The following is a 19,795-nucleotide window of genomic DNA, read 5'->3' as shown; positions in this document are numbered from 1 at the left end:
TGCATTTCGATGCTTAACACGCGCTCGGGGCTTGCTTACGGCGCGCTCGGGGCCGGCATTCTGTCGTTCCTGCCGGGCGTGGGCGAGCTTGGCGCGGTGCTGGTGTTTGCCGCCATTCTGCTGGGCTGGCGCGATTTGCGCCTGGTATCGCGGATGTTGTTGGGCCTGGTGCTGCTGACTCTGGGTCTGGCTGCCGCTGCCGAACCTTCGGCGCTGCCAGCGGCCGCAGCCAGCATGACCCGGCTGACGGCGTTGATTCTGACCGTGATGCTGCTGTCCTCTATGCTGGGTAAGTCCGCGGACCTGGGGGCTATCTCCCGCCAACTGTTTGCAGGGTCGCCAATGGTGCGTTACTACAGCGTTGCCTTTGGCACCGGTTTCCTGTCCATGCCCCTGAATTTTGGTTCGGTCGGCGTGATGGCCACGATGATTCGCGGCCAAATGGATGACCGGGGCGACAGTGCCACCACCCGGAACGCGTCCCGTGGCGTGTTGCGGGGCTTTGGCGCCTCGCCCATTTTCTCGCCCCTGTCGATTTCCATCGTCCTGACCATCACCTTTGTTCCGGCCCTGAAAAGCTGGGAGCTGATCGCCGTAAGTCTGCCCCTGGCGGTGGTGTACTTGTTGGTTGGCGGGGTATTTCGCGAACCGGAACCGCCGGAGCCCGCCAACAGCGTGGTGGCTGAACCCGTGTCCGGGCTGCGGCGGTATGCGCCCTGGTTACGGTTTGCCGGCATCATTGGCGCCATCTGTGTTGCCACTTTCAGTCTCAGCGGACTCTTTGGCCTGAGCTATTCCCGCTCGGTTACCCTGAGCTGCTTTGGTGCCGTGTTGGTGGGGCTGGGGTATCGCATGCTCAAAGGGGCCGAGGTTCAACTGCCATCCATGGCGCCGGTGAGCAATGAACTGGTGATTGTTGGCGGCTCGGCGTTCCTGGGCACGCTGATCAGCACCTTTGCCGCCCAGTGGCTTGGTACTGGCTTTAGCTTGCCCGGCTGGGCCTACCCGGTGGCGGCGTTTAGTGTGCCCTGGGTGTTCTTTCTTGGCGGTATGATTGGCTTCAATCCCATTGTCACCGGCACCCTGACCGGTGGCATTCTGGGGCCGATCTGGCCAGTTGGAGCTGTGCTTGGTCTAGGCACCGCGATGGTGGCTGGCTGGGGTCTGACCACTGCCGGCACACCATACTCTGCCAATTCATTGCTGTTGGAGCGCCTGACCGGGTACAGCGCCCAGGAGGCAGCGCTGCGCTGGAACATGTTGATGTCGGTATGCTGCCTTCTGTTCTCCGGAGCGCTCGCGGGGACCATCACCCTGCTGTTGTCGGGTACTTGAGCAAAAGCTCCCTCGCTGTTTCAGACCGGTTCGGGCTGAGCCTGATAACCGTTACGCTATACTCCCACCCGAACAGTATAGGGAGAGCCCCGCAATGACCGAGTATTTTGTCCAGGCGTTTATCTATCTTGTGGCCGCGGTGATTGCGGTGCCGTTGGCCAAGCGACTGGGGTTGGGCTCGGTGCTGGGTTATCTGGTCGCCGGTGTGGTGATTGGGCCGGTGACGGGCCTGGTGGGTCAGGAAGCCACCACCATCCAGCATTTTGCCGAATTTGGCGTGGTCATGATGCTGTTCCTGGTGGGGATGGAGCTGGATCCCAAGGCGCTCTGGGCCATGCGGGTGCGCCTGGTGGGCCTGGGTGGGCTGCAGGTGGTGTTGAGTATCGCAGCCGGCACGGCCGTGGCCTGGTGGCTCGGGCTGGTTTGGCAGACAGCCCTGACCGTCGGGCTAATTTTCGCTCTGTCCTCCACCGCCATCGTTCTGCAGACCCTGAATGAAAAAGGCCTGGCGAAGACTGAGGGTGGGCGCAGCGCGTTTTCGGTGTTGCTGTTCCAGGACATCGCCGTGATTCCCATGCTCGCGCTGATTCCCCTATTGGCGTTGCCGGATCTGATGGCAGAGTCCGGCACCGGGGCTGGCCATGACAGTGGTTTGAGTCTGGTTGCCCACCTTCCGGGCTGGGCCCACGCCCTGACCGTGATCGCCGCTGTGGCAGCGGTGATTGTCGGTGGCTTTTATCTGAGCCGGCCGCTGTTTCGGTACGTGGTCCAGTCCGGCCTGCGTGAGGTATTCACCGCTACTGCCCTGATGTTGGTGATCGGCATTGCCGCGCTGATGAGCCTGGTCAATCTGTCGCCGGCGCTGGGTGCATTTCTGGCCGGGGTGGTTCTGGCCAACAGTGAATTCCGCCATGAGCTGGAAGCCAACATCGAGCCGTTCAAGGGCCTGCTGCTGGGCCTGTTCTTCATCACCGTCGGAGCCGGCATTAATTTCGAGGTGCTGGTCGCGGAGTGGGGCACCATCCTGACTCTGGGGATGGCGGTCATCGTGGTCAAGGCACTGATCCTGCTGGGCTTAGCGGTGCTGTTTCGCATCCACGGCAGTAACGGCTGGCTGTTCACCCTGGGCCTGGCGCAGGCCGGTGAATTTGGTTTTGTGCTGCTCACCTACAGCGTCCAGAACTCGGTCATTTCAATTGAACTCTCCCAGGTGCTGTCGCTGGTGGTGGCGCTGTCGATGTTCCTCACCCCGTTGCTGTTTATTGCATACGATCGCGTGGTGCTGCCTCGCTACCGGCGCGCCAAGAACGACGAGCGCGAGGCTGACACTATCGACGACCGGGCCCCGGTGATTGTTGCCGGTGTTGGCCGGTTCGGGCAGATCGTGTGCCGGCTGCTGCGCGCCAACAACATTCCCATCGTGGTGCTGGATCACGAGATTGAGCAGATCGAGAACGTCCGCCGGATCAATATCCAGAGCTATTTCGGCGACGCCAGTCGGCTGGAGCTGCTGGAAACAGCCGGCATCGAGGATGCCCGGTTATTGGTCGTAGCAATCGATGACCGGGATCGCTCGGTACGCATCGTCGAGCACGTGAAACAGTTCTATCCCGGAGTCTGGGTGCTGGCGCGGGCGTTCGACCGGGGCCACAGCTATCAGTTGCGCAAGGCCGGTGCCGACGACGTGGTGAGTGAAACCTACCATTCGGCGCTGGAACTGGGTGGCCACGCATTGACCGCCATGGGTGTGCACCCGCTGCGGGCCAAACAGATGACCTGGACTTTTGTGGACAACGAAAAAGCCCACGAAGACGAGCTGTTCGAGGCTTGGCAGGAAATAGAAGAGGGCATCAGTTTCAGTCCCCGCTACGGCGAGCTGTTCATGAAACTCGAGGAAGCCCTGAGCAGTGCCATGGACAAAGACTGGGAAGAGCCCACGCGGGAAGATGTACCGATCTGGACGCCACCGGACCAACGCTGATCCACGTTATTTCTCGGCAATATAGCGGGCGGTGTACTCGTCCAGCAGCTCATTGACCCGACCCCGGTTCACCAGGGAATAGAGCCGGTCGGCGATCTGTTCCCGCAGCTCAAAGCTGTTGCAGGCAGATTTCTTGGGGAAGGTGAAAAACAGCCCTTCGGTACTGATCGATTTTTCAAGCGGCTCGAATTCGTCGCTTCTGCCTTCCCGGGCCAGTTTCACCTGGCCTTGCAACAATTCGTAGAGTACGTAATCGACCCGCCCGGCCTTTGCCATCAGAAACGACTGATCGATTGAACGCACCGATTCAATGGTCAGGTTCTGTTGGGCGTAACGGTCGAAATTCTGACCAAAACTGTTGCCGATCAGGGTGCTGCCGGTTTTGCCCAGCAGGTCCGGCCAGTGCCGATAGAGAAATGCCTGGCCTTTGGGGACCCAGATGGCCGTTGGCAGCTGAATAATGGGCGGTAGGATGTAATCCATGTACCCGAAACGTTCACGGGTCATGAAGGCTCCGGCCACCATGTCTATGTTGCCATCTTGGGCCAGGCGCTGGACTCGGGCCCAGGAACCGATGTGACGGATGTCGGCGCTGAGACCCAGTGGCTGCAGTATTTCTTGCAGCAATGCGGGAACCACTCCCGTTAGTTGCTCAGGATTAGTCGGGTCTCGCCACAGCAGGGGCGGATATTCTGAGTTGCCGCTGACCATGAGCTTGGTGCAGGGCGGGGTAATGGCCTGCGCTTGCGACCCCCCTGCAAGCAATAAAACCAGAAAAACCAGCAAGGGCCTGAAGACTAACGAAGGCGTCCCTGTCCTGAGAAAGCGCAAAGGAAATGACAGCATCAATGCTTCCCATGGTTTCGAACGGATATAACTGTCTGGAATGTACCACCGATACTCCCAACGTGGTATCGGCGGGCGCAATTAATACGAACTGTGGTTTCCGGCGGGCGCAACCGGTAATCCGACCCGGGCTTGAAGGCCGGCCGATCGGGTGTCGGTGCCCGGTTCTTTGACTATGCTTTCGGTAGAGTCGGCAGAACTGGAGACAGTCGCCGGCAACACACCGTTCCGGAGCACACTGTGGAATATCCAAGCAACGTCACGGTTTTTTACGACGACCGAGTACTTAATCATTCTCCCGATGTGAACGCCGCATTTCTGCCGGGTCGACTGGACAAGCGGGTGCGCAGCATCCTGTCGGGACTGAATGTGCAATGGAAGTACCCGGAACACCCGGGACGCATTCAGGCCATCCTCGACCTGCTGCACCGGGAACCGATCGAAGGGGTGGAGTTTGCCGGTGGCCAGGTGGCTACCCGGGAGCAGCTTGGTCGGGTGCATACCACCTCTTACCTGGATGACGTTTTCTCCCTACGTAACAAGCATGCCTGGCTCGATGTCGATACCACTGCGGTATCACCGGGCAGCGTGGAAGCTGCGGAAGTTGCCGCCGGGACCGCCATTGCCGCGGTCGAAGCGGTGGTTTCGGGCCGCACTCGAAGTGCCTTCGCCCTGGTTCGCCCGCCGGGCCATCACGCCGAGCCGGTGCGCGCCCGCGGCTTCTGTCTGTTCAACAATGTTGCCGTGGCGGCCGCTCACGCCCACGCCGAACTTGGTTGTGAGCGGATTCTGATCCTCGACTGGGACGCCCACCACGGCAACGGCACCCAGGATATCTTCTGGGCGGATCCCGACGTGATGTTCTTCGATATTCACCGCGCAGCGCCCTTTTACCCGGGCAGTGGTGGCCTGCATGAAGTGGGTGCGGGCCTGGGTGAGGGCACCACAGTGAATGTTCCAATGCCCGGTGGCGCCGGTGATGTCGCTTACCTGAAGGCCCTGAACGAAATCCTGGTACCGGCCGCCGAGTACTTCAAACCGGACCTGATCCTGGTGTCGGCGGGGTTCGATGCACACTGGTACGATTTGGCCCTGAACGTCTCCTACGAGGGCTTCGCGGCCATGACCGGGATTGTCCAGTCCCTGGCCGATCGGCTGTGCGATGGTCGTTTGGCTTTTGTTCTGGAGGGCGGTTACAACACCGAATCGTTGTCCTATGGAGTGCGATCAGTGCTTGACGTCCTCGCCGGAGGCGAGGTGCCGCAACCGAGGGTGTGTGGCATGGAGGAAGTGGATCAGGCTTCGGCCTTTCACCTCAGCGCGTTCGCCGAGGATCCACCCACGGACTGACGCACGGCTCTGTTTTAACCCGACAAGGAGGACGCTATGTTCATGGCAGAAAAATCCACCGGTCACTTGATTGAGATCGCTGATACCCACGCCCTGTTCGATCCCCATGTCAGTCGCGTGAAGGGATGCATGCATTACGGAGAGGAAGCCCAGGATCCCGAATTCTTTGACAAGGCGGGACTGGTGTTTGCCTCCGGCGAGACCCTGCCCCGGTGCTGGACCGATCCGTACTACCGCCGAAAAGGCTGAAGATCGGACAGATTCTTGGGCGCTTGCGACTCGAACTTGGTCAGCCATTGCACCAGTTCATCCACCGGCAGCGGCTTGGCGTAATGGTAACCCTGGCCAAAGTCGCAGCCCAACGACCGCAAAAAGTGCTCGTCCGCGGCTGTTTCAATACCTTCGGCCACCACCTGCATGCCCAGCTCATGGGCCATCTTGATGGTTGAACGTACGATGGTCTGGTTATCCCGGCTGTCGTCGATATTGGTCACGAAGGATTTGTCGATCTTCAGGATCGAGGCGTTCAAGTCTTTTAGATAGGCCAGTGACGAATAGCCGGTGCCAAAATCGTCGATAGCCAGGGTGCTGCCGGTCTGGGACAGGCTGCTCGCCAGTTCGATGGCCAGATCCCGCGAACTCATCAGTGCGGTTTCAGTAATTTCGAACTCGAATTGGAAGTAACCAGTGGACGAGGCCAGCAACCCCTGCAGCTCGGAGATAAAGTGGCGGTCCTGTATCAGCCGGGCGGAGATGTTGACCGCCATATGGCGGGGCAGGCCCCTGGCTTGCCAGGCGTTTTCCTGGGCTAGAATGGCCTGCACCACCCAACGGGTCAGCGGCGCAATCTGCCGTGAGTTTTCCGCCACTTCGATCAGTGTCATTACCGGTACCACCGGGCCACGACCATGAGGCCAGCGCAGCAGCGCTTCGCAGCCGATGGGTTGCATGGTGGCCAGATCGATCTTGGGCTGGTACAGCAGGTTGAAGGCATTGGCGGCGATGTTGGCGCGGATGGCCGGCACCAGTTTCAGTCGCTGGCCCGCTGCCCGACGGTCGGCGGCACCATAGCAATGGATGGCAACGCGTTGGGATTTGGCTTGGCGCAGGGCATCTTCGGCGCATCGCCACAGGTTTTTAGCCGTGTGTGAATCGGACTCTTCTGCCTCAGGCACTTCTGGAGCGGCGGTGGCCGCATCACCGACACCGATGGTACAGAACACCTGCAGGCTTACTTCGCTGTCGGCACTCAGGGGCAGGACGCGCTCGACGGCCTCCATGATCGCGTCGCTGAGTATCTGGCCTCCCTCGGCGTAACTCATGCCTTGGAGCCAGACCGCAAAACTGTCGGCGCCAACTCGGGCCACCCAGCCCGCTGGATGTCGGTCACTGACGGTGTGAGCAATCCGGGCCGCGATGGTTTGTAGTACGTGGTCGCCGGTTTGGTGGCCGTAGGTATCGTTTACTTCATGGAAGTAGTCCAGGTTCACTGACAGCAGCGCGCCGGTCTCGCCGTCCTGGAGATCCTGGTTGATGCGTGAGAACAGCGCAGGCCGGTTTAGCAGCCCGGTCAGCAGATCGTGGGTGGCCTGGTATTCCAGTTCCCGTTCGCGCTCAATCCGATCGGTGAGATCCCTCAGCACGATGGTGTACAGAGGTTCTGCAGACAGATCCACGGTGCTGATGATGGCTTCGACCGGAACCTGGCGGTTATCGCTGGCAAGCAGAATGGTATCGAAGGGTTTGCCGGAAAGGTTCGCTAATTCGGTCTCAATCCGGGGCAGCCAGTCTCGTACCTGGCTGTCAACCAACTGACCGGGTGGGGCCTTGCTCAAGGCATGCATGGCCGGATTGGCCTGAGTAATGCGGCCCCCCGGGGTCAGGCACAGGATACAGTCATTGGCGGTGGCTATGATCCGGTCATGAATGGCCTGGTGGTCTCGCAGGGTAATCTGCAACCACAGGTGTTCCAGCGTCACGGTATCCAGTCGGGCAATACTGACGGTGATGTAGACCAGGGCAATAGCGAGTGTCGGTGCGGCGATGTCAATAATCAGGTCCAGGTTCTGGAACGCGAATACCGCCGCCAGTGGTGTGCCAACCAGAGTCAGAGCTAGCCCCAGCAGACCTTTGATCCAGCTCAGGCGGGTAAATATCAAGGCGGCCAGCAGCCAGCACAGAACCAGAATTCCTGCTTCAACACCGGTGTTCAGACGGTATAGGCCGCCGCGGTTCAGGGTCTCGGCGCCAAGTGCCTGCAGCACAACCCCTGGCAGCGCCCGGTATACCGGCACTGCCAGGGTGTCCCCCAGCTCGATGGCGGTCGCGCCAATGAACACCCGCTTGTTGCGAAGTTGCGCGGGCTCCACACGCCCGGCCAATAAATCCGAGAAGCTGATGTATTGAAACGAGCGTGGCGAGATACTGAAGTCGATCCAGGTAGCCGTGTGCTGGCCGGAGGTCATGGCAATCCAGGCGCCGGGATAGAAAGTGTCCTGCCAGTTGAAGCCGGTGCCTAGCCGACGCACCAGCCCGTCGGTGTCCGGGTGCATGTTGGCCGATACCAGCTGCACGTGCCCGGCAAACTCCGGTAGTGGCGTCCGCAGCATCAGAGTGTTTTCCATCGACGATGTCCGTTGTACAAACGCGGGCAGGAAGACCGGACGTGAAACGTCGGCCAGGGCCTGCTCCAGAGCCAGGTCCTGATCCGGCACCGAGCGGGCGCTGAAGTCGACGTCGACCATCACCGAGTGCACTTCAGCAGCATCCAGCCGGCGCAGGGCCTGGGCAAAGAGCTCGCGCGGCCAGGGCCAGAGGCCAACGTCGGCAATGCTGGCGGAGTCGATTTCAACAATCACCGTGTCGGTTGCCACCGGCTCCGCCAGTAATTCAAACCACTGATCTTCGATCTGGCGACCCAGATCCTGGAGAGCGCCCGTGAACCAGAGGCCCAGCAGAACCGCCCCGGTCAGTGCGATGGCCAGAGTCGTTTTACGATTGTTTCCGCTGACGGGCGTGTTTGCCATTGTTACCCAGAAGTCCTAGGAGCAGCGTGTCATTCAGAGCGGCACCGAGCCAGAGCCGCCTAAGCCACCAAGAATTTGTTGGAGTCCGCCTTCGAGGTCATCCAGGCCGTCCAGATCTTCCAGGTCATCCAGGTCGATGTCGATGTCTAGGTCCGGACCCAGATCCAGATCGGCTTCCAGCTCGAGGCCGTCGTCTAGACCTGCGCCGATGCCAAGGTCGGCGTTGATCTCAGCGCTGATATCGCCGATCAGGTCAGACCCGATATCGGCGCCCACGTCAGTGCCTAGATCGGCCCCGACATTAAGTCCCAGGTCACTGCCGAGGTCGGCGGTCAGCTCCGCACCGATTTCGCCACCCAGTGTGAGACTGGCCAAGGATGTGATGCCACTCATGGCGCTGGAGTCGGAGGAGTTGATGCCCATCTCGGTCTGTTGGTCGAGCCCAAAGGAGGGGGCCATGCTGGCAATTTGCAGGGCTTGTTCCTGGGCAACAGCAGGCAAGGCGTCCGGAATCTGGATCAGCGAGCTGAAGCTGGCTCCGGTCCCGTCACCGGAGACACTGGCAATGTCGCCAGGATTCAGGATCCGGCGGGTGCCCGTCTTGTTATCAACAACCTCCAGTCGGCCTTCTTTCAGGGTGACAAAGGACGCCTCATCGGTGCTGACGATGGTGAATTGAGTGCCTTTAACGGTGGAGACCAGGAACGGTGTTTCCACCTTGAAGGTATCGGGTTGGCGTTCGACGTCGTAGAAAACCGTGCCGAACCACTGCTTCACGCGGGAAATCAGCCCATCCGAGCTGGCGTCATTGGTGGACAAATGAAGTCGTGTTTCTGCGCTCACGTCAAAAAAGGTGCCGGACTGGCCGATCTGGACACTGGAGTCGGGCCCGGTCTGGATCTCAACCGGCACCTTCAGGGCGTCGCCGGCATTCAGGGGTTGCCACGCATCTTCGCTGTGGTTGCGAAACTCGGCCGTGCCGGTCATCGCCTCGATCACTACGGGTTCGGCCCGGGCAACATCAGCGAAAAGCAAAAATAGAATCACTAAAAACAAAGAGGTTTGGAAGGGCACCTTGGCGGTGTGAAACGAAAGGGTGTTCATGCGCGTTCTCCCCTGAACGACAACTGGTCACTGCGGCACTCGGCCAGCCTGCAATCCTTGCGTGCGCGTTATTCACAGTTTCCCTACGCACTTAAAAATTTGGACTACCTTGTCAGAGTAGCTCAGTAACGGAGTGCATGGTGCGAGTTTCTGTTGTTGTTTGTATAATTTGTGTACATATTTTCAGTTTGAATGCACCTGTATTTGCGTCCGTTGACGACGGACCGGTCATTGGTGCCGTGGTCTTTGAAGGGGTGACCGTGTTTACACCGGACCACCTTGGCCCGGTTTACCAATCGACCATCGGTACGCGCCTGACACCTCAGGCTCGCAGCCAATTGGCCAGCAATGTTCGTCAGCTTTACGATGAGCGTGGGTTTTTCGAGCCCTCGGTGACGGTTGCCCCCCACGACTCGATCACCGGCGTGGTGTTGGTGCGAGTCGATGAGCCCCGCCTCGTAGCCATTGATGTCAGTGGCGTCGGTATGGCCGAAGCGCGACAGTTTCGGCGGGCATTTTCGCCCTTACGAGAAATAAAACCGCTCTCGAAACGGCATGTGGACTATGTTGCTCAGCTGTATGAGGCGGCCAACGAGGTTGCCATCGACGCCGAACTTCAGCCTGCGAACGCCGGTGACGGGGCCGGTGCGGACTACGCCTTGGTTCTGCGCAAGCGTACCCATTGGCTGGGCTCTTTGAGCTACAGCACCGAGGGTGACAAACGCCTGGGCCGGGATCTGGTCATTGGCCAGGTGGCGGTTGCCAATCCGCTGCCGGCGATTCGCCAGATGCGGGTGTTCGGCCTGCACACGCTGGAATCCGATGCCTACCGGGTTGCGGGTGCTGGTGTTGTGGTCGGGCCCAATGCCCGCAATCGGGTGTCTGTGGGAACCCGGGTGGGCCGTGCCGTGCTGGACAATGATCCGGCCCCCGGCCAGACGGTGTTTCGGTTCCGGGAACATGAGCTTGAATGGGGCTATGGCCTCAACGGCGCGGACCAGAACGACAGCGAAGTGTTCACCGGAATAGTCGCCCGGGACTACACCCGCACCGATCAGGGCGAACGCGAAATCGACGAGGCCCTGCGGTTGATGGATCTTGGTTTCAAGACACTGCACCAGGCCAATACCAGTGCTCACCGAGTGGTGGTAACCGGTCGTTTCGGTTTTGATGCATTGGGCGCGCGCCGCCGTGGTTCTCAGGCCGGTGATGTTGTCGATCTGTCGTTCCAGATTGCCCGGGCCGAATACACCTATTGGCGCGCCCTGCCGGCGGGCCTGTCGTCCCGGTTTCTGCTGGAAGGCCAATATTCGCCGGATGACCTGCCCACCTCCCAGAAATTTGTCATCGGTGGCAGCCAGTTTGCCCGTGCTTACGAATCCGGTGCCTTCTCTGGTGACCGGGGTGCCGGCGCCGAACTGGAGCTGCGCCGCCGGGTTGCCAGTCCCTGGGGGCTGCCGGCGGAAGTCACTCCCTATGTCTATTACGGCCTGGCCACGGCCTATCAGAACCAGACCAGTTCACAGGACTCCGGCGCCGCCGCTGGCCTGGGTTTCCGCTTCACCGCCGACCCGCTGTCCGGCTACCTGGAATTTGGCAAACCCCTTACCACCGATTCCGCCATCACCGATGAAGACGGTCGCTTCACCGGCCGTCTCACTCTCAGTTTCTGAACCCTAGTTTCTAAAACTGCCCGGTTTGAAATCCCGTTCTCTTTTCTGTAACCTTTATTTTAATTGAACGTTCAATTAATAAAAAATTGAGCGGAAGAATGACAATTGACTGGATGAAAGTAGCGAAGTCGCCATGCCGAAAGTCGGAATGAAGGACACCCGGAAGCAACAGTTAATCGAAGCGACCATGCATTCGATTGCCGAGTTGGGCCTGCAGAACACCACCATCGTTAGCATCAGCAAACGGGCTGGTATGTCTTCGGGCATCATCAGTCATTACTTCGGTGGTAAGCAGGCTCTGATTGAGGCGGCATTACGGTATTTGCTGGATCAGCTCGGCAAAGAGCTCCGGGAGCGAATGGCAAAAACCGACGGCTCCCCGGAGCAGCGTCTGGCCTGCATCATTGAGTCGAATTTTTCGGATTTCCAGCGTTCAGCGCTGGCGGCCAAGACCTGGCTCAGTTTCTGGGCAAGATCCATGCACGAACCGGGTCTTAAACGGCTGCAACAGATTAACAACGCCCGGCTGTACAGTAACCTGCGCTTCTCCTTTGCCCAGGTACTGACACCGGAAGCGGCGACGGCGGCGGCCCGGCAAACGGCCGCCTTGATTGATGGCTTCTGGCTCCGTAGTGCGATGAGCGTGGAGCCGGAAGAGAGTTTTCAGGCTGGCGAGAAGCTGTGTAAGCATTTTGTTCAGGACGCCTTGTCGCGAGCCAACACAATGAATTCAACACCTGCCCCTGGAGGTTATAGGTCCTATGGCTAACTCGGTTCCCCGTTTTCAGAATTTCGTGCACGGACGTTTTCTCGCCAATAGCAGCGGCGAGACATTCCCAGTGGTTAATCCGGCCACCGGTGAGGTCATCTACGAGGTAGAGGTGGCCGATGAGGCCGTGCAACAGGCTGCCATCGAGAGTGCTCGGGCCGGTTTTGCCGAGTGGTCGGCAATGACCGCTATGGAACGCAGCCGCATTCTGCTCAAGGCAGTGGCGCTGTTGCGTGAGCGCAACGATGAGCTGGCAGCCTGCGAAGTGCGGGATACCGGCAAGCCCTGGCAGGAAGCGGAAGCTGTGGACGTGGTCACCGGTACCGACGCCATTGAGTTTTTTGCCGGCCTGGCGCCGTCCATTGAAGGCAACCAGCAGGATCTGGGCGGTGATTTCTATTACACCCGCCGCGAGCCGCTGGGCATTTGCGCGGGTATTGGCGCCTGGAACTACCCGATCCAGATCGCCTGCTGGAAATCGGCACCGGCCCTGGCCTGCGGTAACGCGATGATTTTCAAGCCGTCGGAAGAGACCCCGATGGGTGCGATCAAGCTGGCAGAAATCTACATCGAAGCAGGCGTACCGGCGGGCGTGTTCAACGTGGTGCAGGGTGCTGCTGAAGTGGGCGCCTGGCTGACCCACGATCCGGCCATCGCCAAGGTGTCGTTCACCGGCGAAGTGGGCACCGGTAAGAAGGTGATGGAAGCTGCGTCCTCTACCTTGAAGGACGTCACCATGGAACTGGGTGGCAAGTCGCCGCTGATCATCTTCGACGACGCCGATCTGGAGAATGCCATCTCCGCCGCTATGGTGGGCAACTTCTACACCCAGGGCGAAATCTGTACCAACGGTACCCGGGTGTTTGTCCACGAAAACGTCTATGAGGGGTTCATGGACCGTCTGCTGGAGCGCACCCGCAAGAACATCAAACCGGGCGACCCGATGAATCCAGACACCAACTTTGGTGCCCTGATCTCCGAGAAACATCGCGACCTGGTGCTGGACTACATCGCCAAGGGCCTGTCTGAGGGCGCAACCCTGACTCACGGCGGCCGTGCTTTCGCACCGGACGATTCCAAGGGGGGCTACTTTGTTGAGCCCACCATCTTCACCGACTGCACCGACGACATGACCATCGTGCGGGAAGAAATCTTCGGGCCGGTGATGTCAGTGCTGACCTTCTCCGACGAGGACGAGGTGATTGCCCGGGCCAATGGTACCGACACCGGTCTGGCCGCTGGCGTATTCACCAACGATATCCGCCGTGCCCACCGGGTGATTCACCAGATTCAGGCCGGTATCTGCTGGATCAACAGCTACGGCGAGTCCCCGGCGGAAATGCCCGTTGGCGGTTACAAACTCTCCGGCATTGGCCGTGAAAACGGCAAGGTCACCCTTGACCACTACACCCAGATCAAGTCGGTGTACGTGGGCATGAAAGACCTGGACGCGCCGTTTTAAGCCAGTGACCTAACCGGGAGCAATTGCATGACAGAAAACCGATACGACTACATCATTGTGGGCGCCGGATCGGCTGGTTGCGTACTGGCGAACCGGCTCACCGAGGACGCCCGGCACAAGGTGCTGCTGCTGGAAACCGGCGGCAGCGACAAGAGCATCTTTATCCAGATGCCGACCGCGTTGTCGATTCCGATGAACACCAAGAAGTTCGCCTGGCAGTTTGAGACCGAGCCTGAGCCGTTCCTGGACAACCGTCGCATGCACTGCCCCCGGGGCAAGGTGCTGGGTGGTTCGTCCTCGATCAACGGCATGGTCTATGTCCGCGGCCACGCCCGCGATTTTGACGAGTGGGAGTCGGAAGGCGCCGAGGGCTGGAACTACCGGCAGGTGCTGCCCTATTTCAAGAAAGCCGAAACCTGGGCCTTTGGTGCCGATGACTACCGCGGCGGCACGGGTCCGCTTGGGGTTAACAACGGCAATAACATGCAGAACCCGCTGTACCAGGCGTTCGTGGATGCTGGCGTCGATGCCGGTTATTTCCCGACCAAGGATTACAACGGCGCCCAGCAGGAAGGTTTCGGGGCCATGCACATGACCGTGAAAAACGGCCGTCGCTGGTCCACCGCCAACGCTTATCTGCGCCCGGCCATGGAGCGCCCGAACCTGACCGTGGTCACCCACGCCCTGGTGCACCAGGTGCTGCTCGACGGTAAAACCGCCACCGGTGTGCGCTATGAGAAGGGCGGCAAGGTGCACGAGGCGAAAGCGGTGGAGGAAGTGATTCTGTCCGCCGGCTCCATTGGCTCGCCCCACCTGCTGCAGTTGTCCGGTATCGGTCAGCGCGAAGTGCTGGAATCGGCCGGTATTGAGGTCAAGCACGAGTTGCCGGGCGTGGGTGAGAACCTGCAGGATCACCTGGAGTTCTATTTCCAGTTCCGCTGCAACAAGCCGGTGTCGCTCAATGGCAAGCTGGACTGGTGGAACAAGCTGAAAATCGGTTTGCGCTGGATCCTGAAGAAAGATGGCCTGGGCGCGACCAACCACTTCGAGTCCTGTGGCTTTATTCGCTCCAAGGCCGGCGTGGAATGGCCGGATCTGCAATACCATTTCCTGCCGGCAGCCATGCGCTACGACGGCAAGGAAGCGTTTTCCGGTGATGGCTTCCAGCTGCACATTGGCCACAACAAGCCGAAGAGCCGTGGCTTTGTGCACGTGCAGTCGTCGGACCCGAAACAGGCCCCGCGCATCCGGTTCAATTACCTCGAACACGAGGCCGACCGGGAAGGCTTCCGGGATTGCGTGCGCCTGACCCGTGAGATCATCAACCAGCCGGCCATGGACGAATACCGCGGCCCGGAGATCCAGCCCGGGGCCGAGGTACAGAGCGACGAAGAAATCGATGCCTTTGTCCGTCAGGCGGTGGAAAGCGCCTATCACCCCTCGTGCACCTGCAAGATGGGCACGGACGAGCGCGCGGTGGTCGATCCGGACACCCGTGTGCGCGGCATCAAGAACCTGCGGGTGGTGGATTCGTCCATTTTCCCAACCATACCCAACGGCAACCTGAACGGCCCCACTATCATGGTGGCCGAGCGGGCAGCCGATCTGATTCGGGGCAGGGAGCCCCTGCAACCGTCTGACGTACCTGTGGTCATGGATGACCAGTGGCAGGGCCGCCAGCGCCCGGGAGCCGCAAAGCGGGCTTCAAGCTAGCGCGGCCCGCGCGCTCCCACCCGGAGGTGCAACGCCTCCGGGGTTTTGCAAGCCATCAGGATTTTCCTATCAGCGCGACGACTGTGCCAGTCGTTTTCTGGGCGCCAGATAGGCAAGTCCTGGCCCGTTATAAAGTAACGCGGGGGTTTGTGTCCGATTCGAATGAGCAACAGCTTCAAAGTAGAGGAGGAACACCCATGCTGTTCACAATTAACAACAACCTAAAGCGGAGGCCGTTATGACACTCTGGTTATCATCAGGTCTTATTTTCACCTTCGCGGCCATCGCGCTGATTCTTTACAAGTGGTGGGATATGCAGTGCATTGGCGTGACGCCGGTTCGCACGCTCACCTTCATTGCGATCCTGTTCACCTCCGGTCTGGACGTGGGCCTTATCATGTTTCCGCTGACCGAATTCGGCGGCTACAGCGATCTCTCTGAGAGCCCGGAATATGGCTTTGCCAACCCGCTGGCTATTGAGTTTGGCTTTTGGGCCTTCCTGATCTGGGGCTTCTATTTTCTGACCTGCTTCTACTTCGCGATCATTGAGCCGCGGGTGAAATTTTTCGAGATTCCCCTGGTGAAAGTGGTCAACAACGCGGTGATCATCGGCACCTGTGCCTTCACCGCCTACCTGCTTCTGGTGAACCTGCCCTGGTACCTGCCGCAGATCGGCGATGGCGAATCGGTGGTGCCCACCTTCTACGCTATTGTGTTTATCTCCATTGGGCTGGCGGTTTATTCCAGTTCGAAGATCAAGTACGTACGGATTCTGAGTCTGAGCTCCAGTGTGCTGTTCATTGCCCTGATCGCCGGCATGTGGGTACGGGCCTTCGCCCTGGACGAAGGGTCACCGGGGGATTTCCTGGGCACCGTTGGTCTGTTGGGTGAATATTTCACCAACATTCACCAGTTCGTGTTGCCGATTAACGATTATCACGAGTTCTACCTGTTCTGGTGGTTCGCCTGGAGCATCATGATCGGCCAGTTCACCGCCCGCTTTGTTAGTGGTATCAAAACCTGGCAGCTGCTGATCGCCATGCTGGTGGTCCCCTCCATCGCTATCGGGGTGTGGTTCTCGGTGTTGTTCCATTACCACGACGAAGGCTTGCAGGTGGCGGCGATTACCAATCTCGCAATGATCACCGTGGGTGTGTTGATGGTGGTGAACTCGCTGGATTCACTGATCCGTCTTTACACCGACAACCTGAACCTGACGGCCGAGCGACTGGGTCGGTTCAATTACGTGCTGTTCAATCTGGTGGCGATGATTGGCCTGACTATGCTGTTCCAGCTCGACTTCCTGCGGATTCAGTGGGTTGGCGCACTGGTGATCGCGCTGTACTTCGGCTGTTTCGCTTACATTGTGGTGAAAAAACGCAGCGAAGTAGCGGCCATCAAGAGCTCGCCTGAAGAAAACATTCTGGATTACCAGAAGGTTGAACTCGCCAACTGATCCGTTCAGGCGTTGTTCGTAGTGCTGTGAAAGCAGGCTGGTCCTCGGGGCCAGCCTGCTTTTTTTATGCCCGGGTTTTACTTGAACTCGGGTTGGACTCAGTTGCAGCCGGGCAACTGGTTGATCCAATCTGCCACCAGTTCGGCGCCCCGGTTATCTACCAGCAGGGTGCTGATCGGTGGCATGCGGTTGCTGTCCGTGATCACCATTCGCAGGTGCAGCAGCGAGTTGTCTGCATCTCCAGGCTGCACTAGCCGTGCGCCGCTTCGGCCGAGGTCCCCGTTAGTAGGTGCCACGTCGCAGGTCCCGGTGGCGTTCAATGGCGTGTTTGCCCGTAAGTCCATGGTGCTCTGGGTGGTGCCGCCTGGTCGGTGGCAATGGCTGCAATTGCTGTGCAGGTAGCTGCGCGCCCGGTCCTCGAGGCTTGCGCTGGTGTCGCTGCTTTGGTTCAGGCGCCGGCTGCGCTGGGCCGATGTGGGTGATGCCTCGAAGACACCGATGGAAGACAGGGTGTCGAGCTGGTTGGCGCTGATGCCGGTCTGTGGATAAGTGAATCGGCTGTTGAGCTGATCCGTTTCCAGGCCAAGGCTGGAGCCGGCTGCCGAGGTGTGGCACTGGTTGCATTCGCCGGCCGAGGGGTAGTGCCAGAGCTGGCCTCCCACATCCAGGTCCTGGCTGCCGCTAACCAGTTGGGCATCGGTGCCAGCGTGGTTCCATTGGTAGCTGTAACCAGTCCAACTGCCGTCGGCGCCGTGCAGGTACAGGCGGGTCTCAATTAGGCGCTGATCCAAGGCAAAGTGTTTGACCAGGACCGAGCCCCGCGGGAGCTGAAAATCGCCCTGGTTATCGATGCTGATGTTGGTGTTGTCGGGCAAGGCCAGATAGCGGGTTTTCTCGGCGCCGTCGGACCAGAAGGCTTCGATCGGGCGATAGGGGATCAGACCGTCGGCGGGCTGCCAGGGCGCGCTGGCCTGCACGCAGCCGGTGTCCGACAGCTGTTGCGGCAACTCGGTGTCCACCGTTACCGGATCGATCCGGAACAGCCCGGTTGTGGTGACCAGGTACAGTTCGCCCTGGTTGTCCTGGCCAAAGGAGGCGACATTGCGGCCGGTCTCCAGCAGGGTTCGGCGCTGGTAACTGCCATTGGATTGGCGCTCCAGGGCCCAGAGTGTGCCAGAACCGTAATCCGAGAACAGGTAGTCACCTTGGAGGGCCGGAATATTGTTGCCCCGATAGACGTAGCCACCGGTGACGGAGACGCCGTCTGAGCGGCCATAGGCATGCGCCGGGTCGATGAACGGGCCTGACGCACTGCAACTGCTGCTGGTGCGCTCAAATCCCTCGTAGCAGCGCCAGCCGTAGTTGCCGCCCTGGGTGATGATGTCGATCTCTTCAAATGCGCTCTGGCCAACATCACCGGCCCAGAGCGCACCGGTGTCGCGATCAAAGCTCCAGCGCCAGGGGTTGCGCAGGCCATAGGCGTAAATTTCCGGGACGGCGCCAGACACGCCGTTGCTGGCCGGGCTGCCATCGGCGTTGTAGCGAAGCATCTTGCCCAGCCGGGTCGACAGATCCTGGGCGCGGTTGCCGGGGTCGTTGCCGGAACCGCCATCGCCCAGGCCCACGTAAAGCAGCCCGTCCGGGCCGAAGGCTATGTGGCCGCCATTGTGGTTGCTGAAAGGTTGCGGTTGTTCCAGCAGGTTGGTCCGGACCAGCCCGCCGGCCCCGTCGTCCCGAAGACTCAGGCCGTTATCGGTGGATTCAAAGCGGGCGACGTAGGAGGTGACGCCGGAGCCCTGAGTAAATGACAGGTACAGATAGCCGTTCGTGGCAAAGGCCGGATCGAACGCCATGCCCAACAAGCCGCATTCTGAGCAGTCGCTGAGGGCATAGAAATTGGTCAGGTCCACCAGTTCGGTGCGAGTCTCGGTGGTGAGATTGACCCGATACACGGTGCCACCCTGCTCAACAACGTAGAAAATACCCGCAAGGTCAGGGTGGGGCAGCATCAATAGCGGGGCCGTAAACGTCAGGGACGGCGCAACGGCGGTCAGCCGCACCTCGCCCGAGCCCTCAAAGGCCAGGCAAGTGGTATTGCTGGGCCGCTCCAGCAGGCCAACAACGGTGCTGTCTGAGCTACCACCTGAACCGCCGCAGGCGGTGAGTGTCAGACAGAGGAGTAGCAGAAGGCCTGGTCGCATAGCCTGGTTCCTCCCGGCAGAGTGTTAAGTTTAGCCCATCGTTATTCCGTCACATGTTGAAGTTAGTATTTCCGTCTCCATAAACAGGGTGGCAGCCGCCCGAATTCCCGTTGTGGCCGCTTTTTGTCTGGAGGCTTTGTTGTTCCTCCACTGAAAATAGGCAATGCCTATCTCTGGGTTGGGAATTATCAATTTTATCCAGGTGCCCTGGTCTCGTACTCTGGGCGCCGTTATCCAATCGATCCTTGAATCCACTAATGAGGAGTGTTCTTTAATGGGCATTATCAACAGCGAAATTAAGCCGTTTAACGCAACTGCCTTCAAACAGGGCGAGTTCGTCGACATCAGCGAAGCCGACGTGAAAGGCAAGTGGTCGATCTTCTTCTTCTATCCGGCCGACTTCACCTTCGTATGCCCGACCGAGCTGGGCGACGTTGCCGATAAGTACGAAGAACTGCAGAAGCTGGGCGTTGAAGTGTTCTCCGTGTCCACCGACACCCACTTCACCCACAAAGCGTGGCACAGCAGCTCCGACACCATCGGCAAGATCAACTACTACATGGTTGGCGACCAGAACGGTTCCATCACCAACAACTTCGGCGTAATGCGCGAAGGTCAGGGCCTGGCCGATCGTGCCACTTTCCTGATCGATCCGGATGGCGTCATCCAGGCGATGGAAATCACTGCTGAAGGTATCGGCCGTGACGCTGACGACCTGATGCGTAAAGTGAAGGCCGCCCAGTACGTGCGCAACCACCCGGGTGAAGTGTGCCCTGCGAAGTGGAAAGAAGGCGAAGAGACGCTGACTCCGTCACTGGACCTGGTCGGCAAGATCTAAGTTTCCCTACTCAGGTGAAACGATAGATCAGGGCCTGCGTT

At 59.6% G+C, this 19,795-nt stretch carries 14 protein-coding genes; 10 read left to right on the top strand and 4 right to left on the bottom strand.

The genetic code is table 11. The features are described 5' to 3' along the window. Nucleotides 1-9: 9 nt before the first annotated feature. Entirely contained in the window at nucleotides 10-1,335 is a 1,326-nt protein-coding gene (locus tag QUE89_RS16975; RefSeq protein ID WP_286221202.1) for a hypothetical protein, read from the top strand. Between the two features lie 94 nt (nucleotides 1,336-1,429). After that, nucleotides 1,430-3,316 (top strand): monovalent cation:proton antiporter-2 (CPA2) family protein, encoded by a 1,887-nt coding sequence (locus QUE89_RS16970; protein ID WP_286221201.1) that lies wholly within the window; start codon nucleotides 1,430-1,432, stop codon nucleotides 3,314-3,316. Between the two features lie 6 nt (nucleotides 3,317-3,322). Here the strand turns inward: QUE89_RS16970 and QUE89_RS16965 are convergent, their stop codons facing one another. After that, a complete protein-coding gene (locus tag QUE89_RS16965; RefSeq protein WP_286221200.1) occupies nucleotides 3,323-4,027 on the bottom strand; it encodes a substrate-binding periplasmic protein in 705 nt (234 codons plus the stop codon). Nucleotides 4,028-4,402: 375 nt separating this feature from the next. On the opposite strand from QUE89_RS16965, the gene QUE89_RS16960 reads away from it, so the two are divergent. Both QUE89_RS16960 and QUE89_RS16955 read left to right on the top strand, forming a co-directional pair. Next, nucleotides 4,403-5,512 (top strand): histone deacetylase family protein, encoded by a 1,110-nt coding sequence (locus tag QUE89_RS16960; protein ID WP_286221199.1) that lies wholly within the window; start codon nucleotides 4,403-4,405, stop codon nucleotides 5,510-5,512. A gap of 42 nt (nucleotides 5,513-5,554) precedes the next feature. Beyond that, complete coding sequence (locus QUE89_RS16955) at nucleotides 5,555-5,761, top strand: acetyltransferase (protein WP_286221198.1); 207 nt, start codon at nucleotides 5,555-5,557, stop codon at nucleotides 5,759-5,761. Here the strand turns inward: QUE89_RS16955 and QUE89_RS16950 are convergent. Both QUE89_RS16950 and QUE89_RS16945 read right to left on the bottom strand, forming a co-directional pair. Further along, nucleotides 5,743-8,538 carry an EAL domain-containing protein gene (locus QUE89_RS16950; protein ID WP_286221197.1) on the bottom strand — a complete coding sequence of 932 codons (2,796 nt, stop codon included), beginning with the start codon at nucleotides 8,536-8,538 and terminating at the stop codon, nucleotides 5,743-5,745. The two genes, QUE89_RS16955 and QUE89_RS16950, sit on opposite strands and share 19 nt — an antisense overlap. Nucleotides 8,539-8,571: 33 nt before the next feature. Continuing rightward, on the bottom strand, nucleotides 8,572-9,642 hold the full coding sequence (locus QUE89_RS16945) for a FecR domain-containing protein (protein WP_286221196.1): 1,071 nt from the start codon (nucleotides 9,640-9,642) through the stop codon (nucleotides 8,572-8,574). A gap of 188 nt (nucleotides 9,643-9,830) precedes the next feature. On the opposite strand from QUE89_RS16945, the gene QUE89_RS16940 reads away from it, so the two are divergent. From QUE89_RS16940 to QUE89_RS16920, 5 genes are all read left to right on the top strand, one after another. After that, the gene (locus QUE89_RS16940; protein WP_286221195.1) at nucleotides 9,831-11,315 is read left to right on the top strand and encodes a ShlB/FhaC/HecB family hemolysin secretion/activation protein; all 1,485 of its coding nucleotides are present in this window, start codon (nucleotides 9,831-9,833) and stop codon (nucleotides 11,313-11,315) included. A gap of 133 nt (nucleotides 11,316-11,448) precedes the next feature. Beyond that, nucleotides 11,449-12,084, top strand: a complete 636-nt coding sequence (betI, locus tag QUE89_RS16935; protein ID WP_286221194.1) for a transcriptional regulator BetI — start codon at nucleotides 11,449-11,451, stop codon at nucleotides 12,082-12,084. Continuing rightward, the gene (gene betB / locus QUE89_RS16930) at nucleotides 12,077-13,546 is read left to right on the top strand and encodes a betaine-aldehyde dehydrogenase (RefSeq protein ID WP_286221193.1); all 1,470 of its coding nucleotides are present in this window, start codon (nucleotides 12,077-12,079) and stop codon (nucleotides 13,544-13,546) included. Before betI ends, betB begins: the two co-directional genes overlap by 8 nt. Nucleotides 13,547-13,573: 27 nt before the next feature. Beyond that, nucleotides 13,574-15,259 (top strand): choline dehydrogenase, encoded by a 1,686-nt coding sequence (betA, locus tag QUE89_RS16925; RefSeq protein ID WP_286221192.1) that lies wholly within the window; start codon nucleotides 13,574-13,576, stop codon nucleotides 15,257-15,259. A 238-nt stretch (nucleotides 15,260-15,497) separates the two neighbouring features. Continuing rightward, nucleotides 15,498-16,715, top strand: a complete 1,218-nt coding sequence (locus QUE89_RS16920) for a BCCT family transporter (protein WP_286221191.1) — start codon at nucleotides 15,498-15,500, stop codon at nucleotides 16,713-16,715. A gap of 98 nt (nucleotides 16,716-16,813) precedes the next feature. On the opposite strand, the gene QUE89_RS16915 is transcribed toward QUE89_RS16920, so the two are convergent. Beyond that, nucleotides 16,814-18,916, bottom strand: a complete 2,103-nt coding sequence (locus tag QUE89_RS16915) for a PQQ-dependent sugar dehydrogenase (protein WP_286221190.1) — start codon at nucleotides 18,914-18,916, stop codon at nucleotides 16,814-16,816. 274 nt (nucleotides 18,917-19,190) lie between these two features. Here QUE89_RS16915 and ahpC point away from each other — a divergent pair, with 274 nt between their 5' ends. Next, on the top strand, nucleotides 19,191-19,754 hold the full coding sequence (gene ahpC / locus QUE89_RS16910; protein WP_286221189.1) for an alkyl hydroperoxide reductase subunit C: 564 nt from the start codon (nucleotides 19,191-19,193) through the stop codon (nucleotides 19,752-19,754). The last annotated feature ends 41 nt before the right edge of the window (nucleotides 19,755-19,795 follow it).

The sequence above is a fragment of the Marinobacter sp. LA51 genome (assembly GCF_030297175.1).
Classification (GTDB): domain Bacteria; phylum Pseudomonadota; class Gammaproteobacteria; order Pseudomonadales; family Oleiphilaceae; genus Marinobacter; species Marinobacter apostichopi.
Note: the sequence above shows the minus strand (reverse complement) of the source record. Positions and strands in the feature narration are given on the sequence as shown.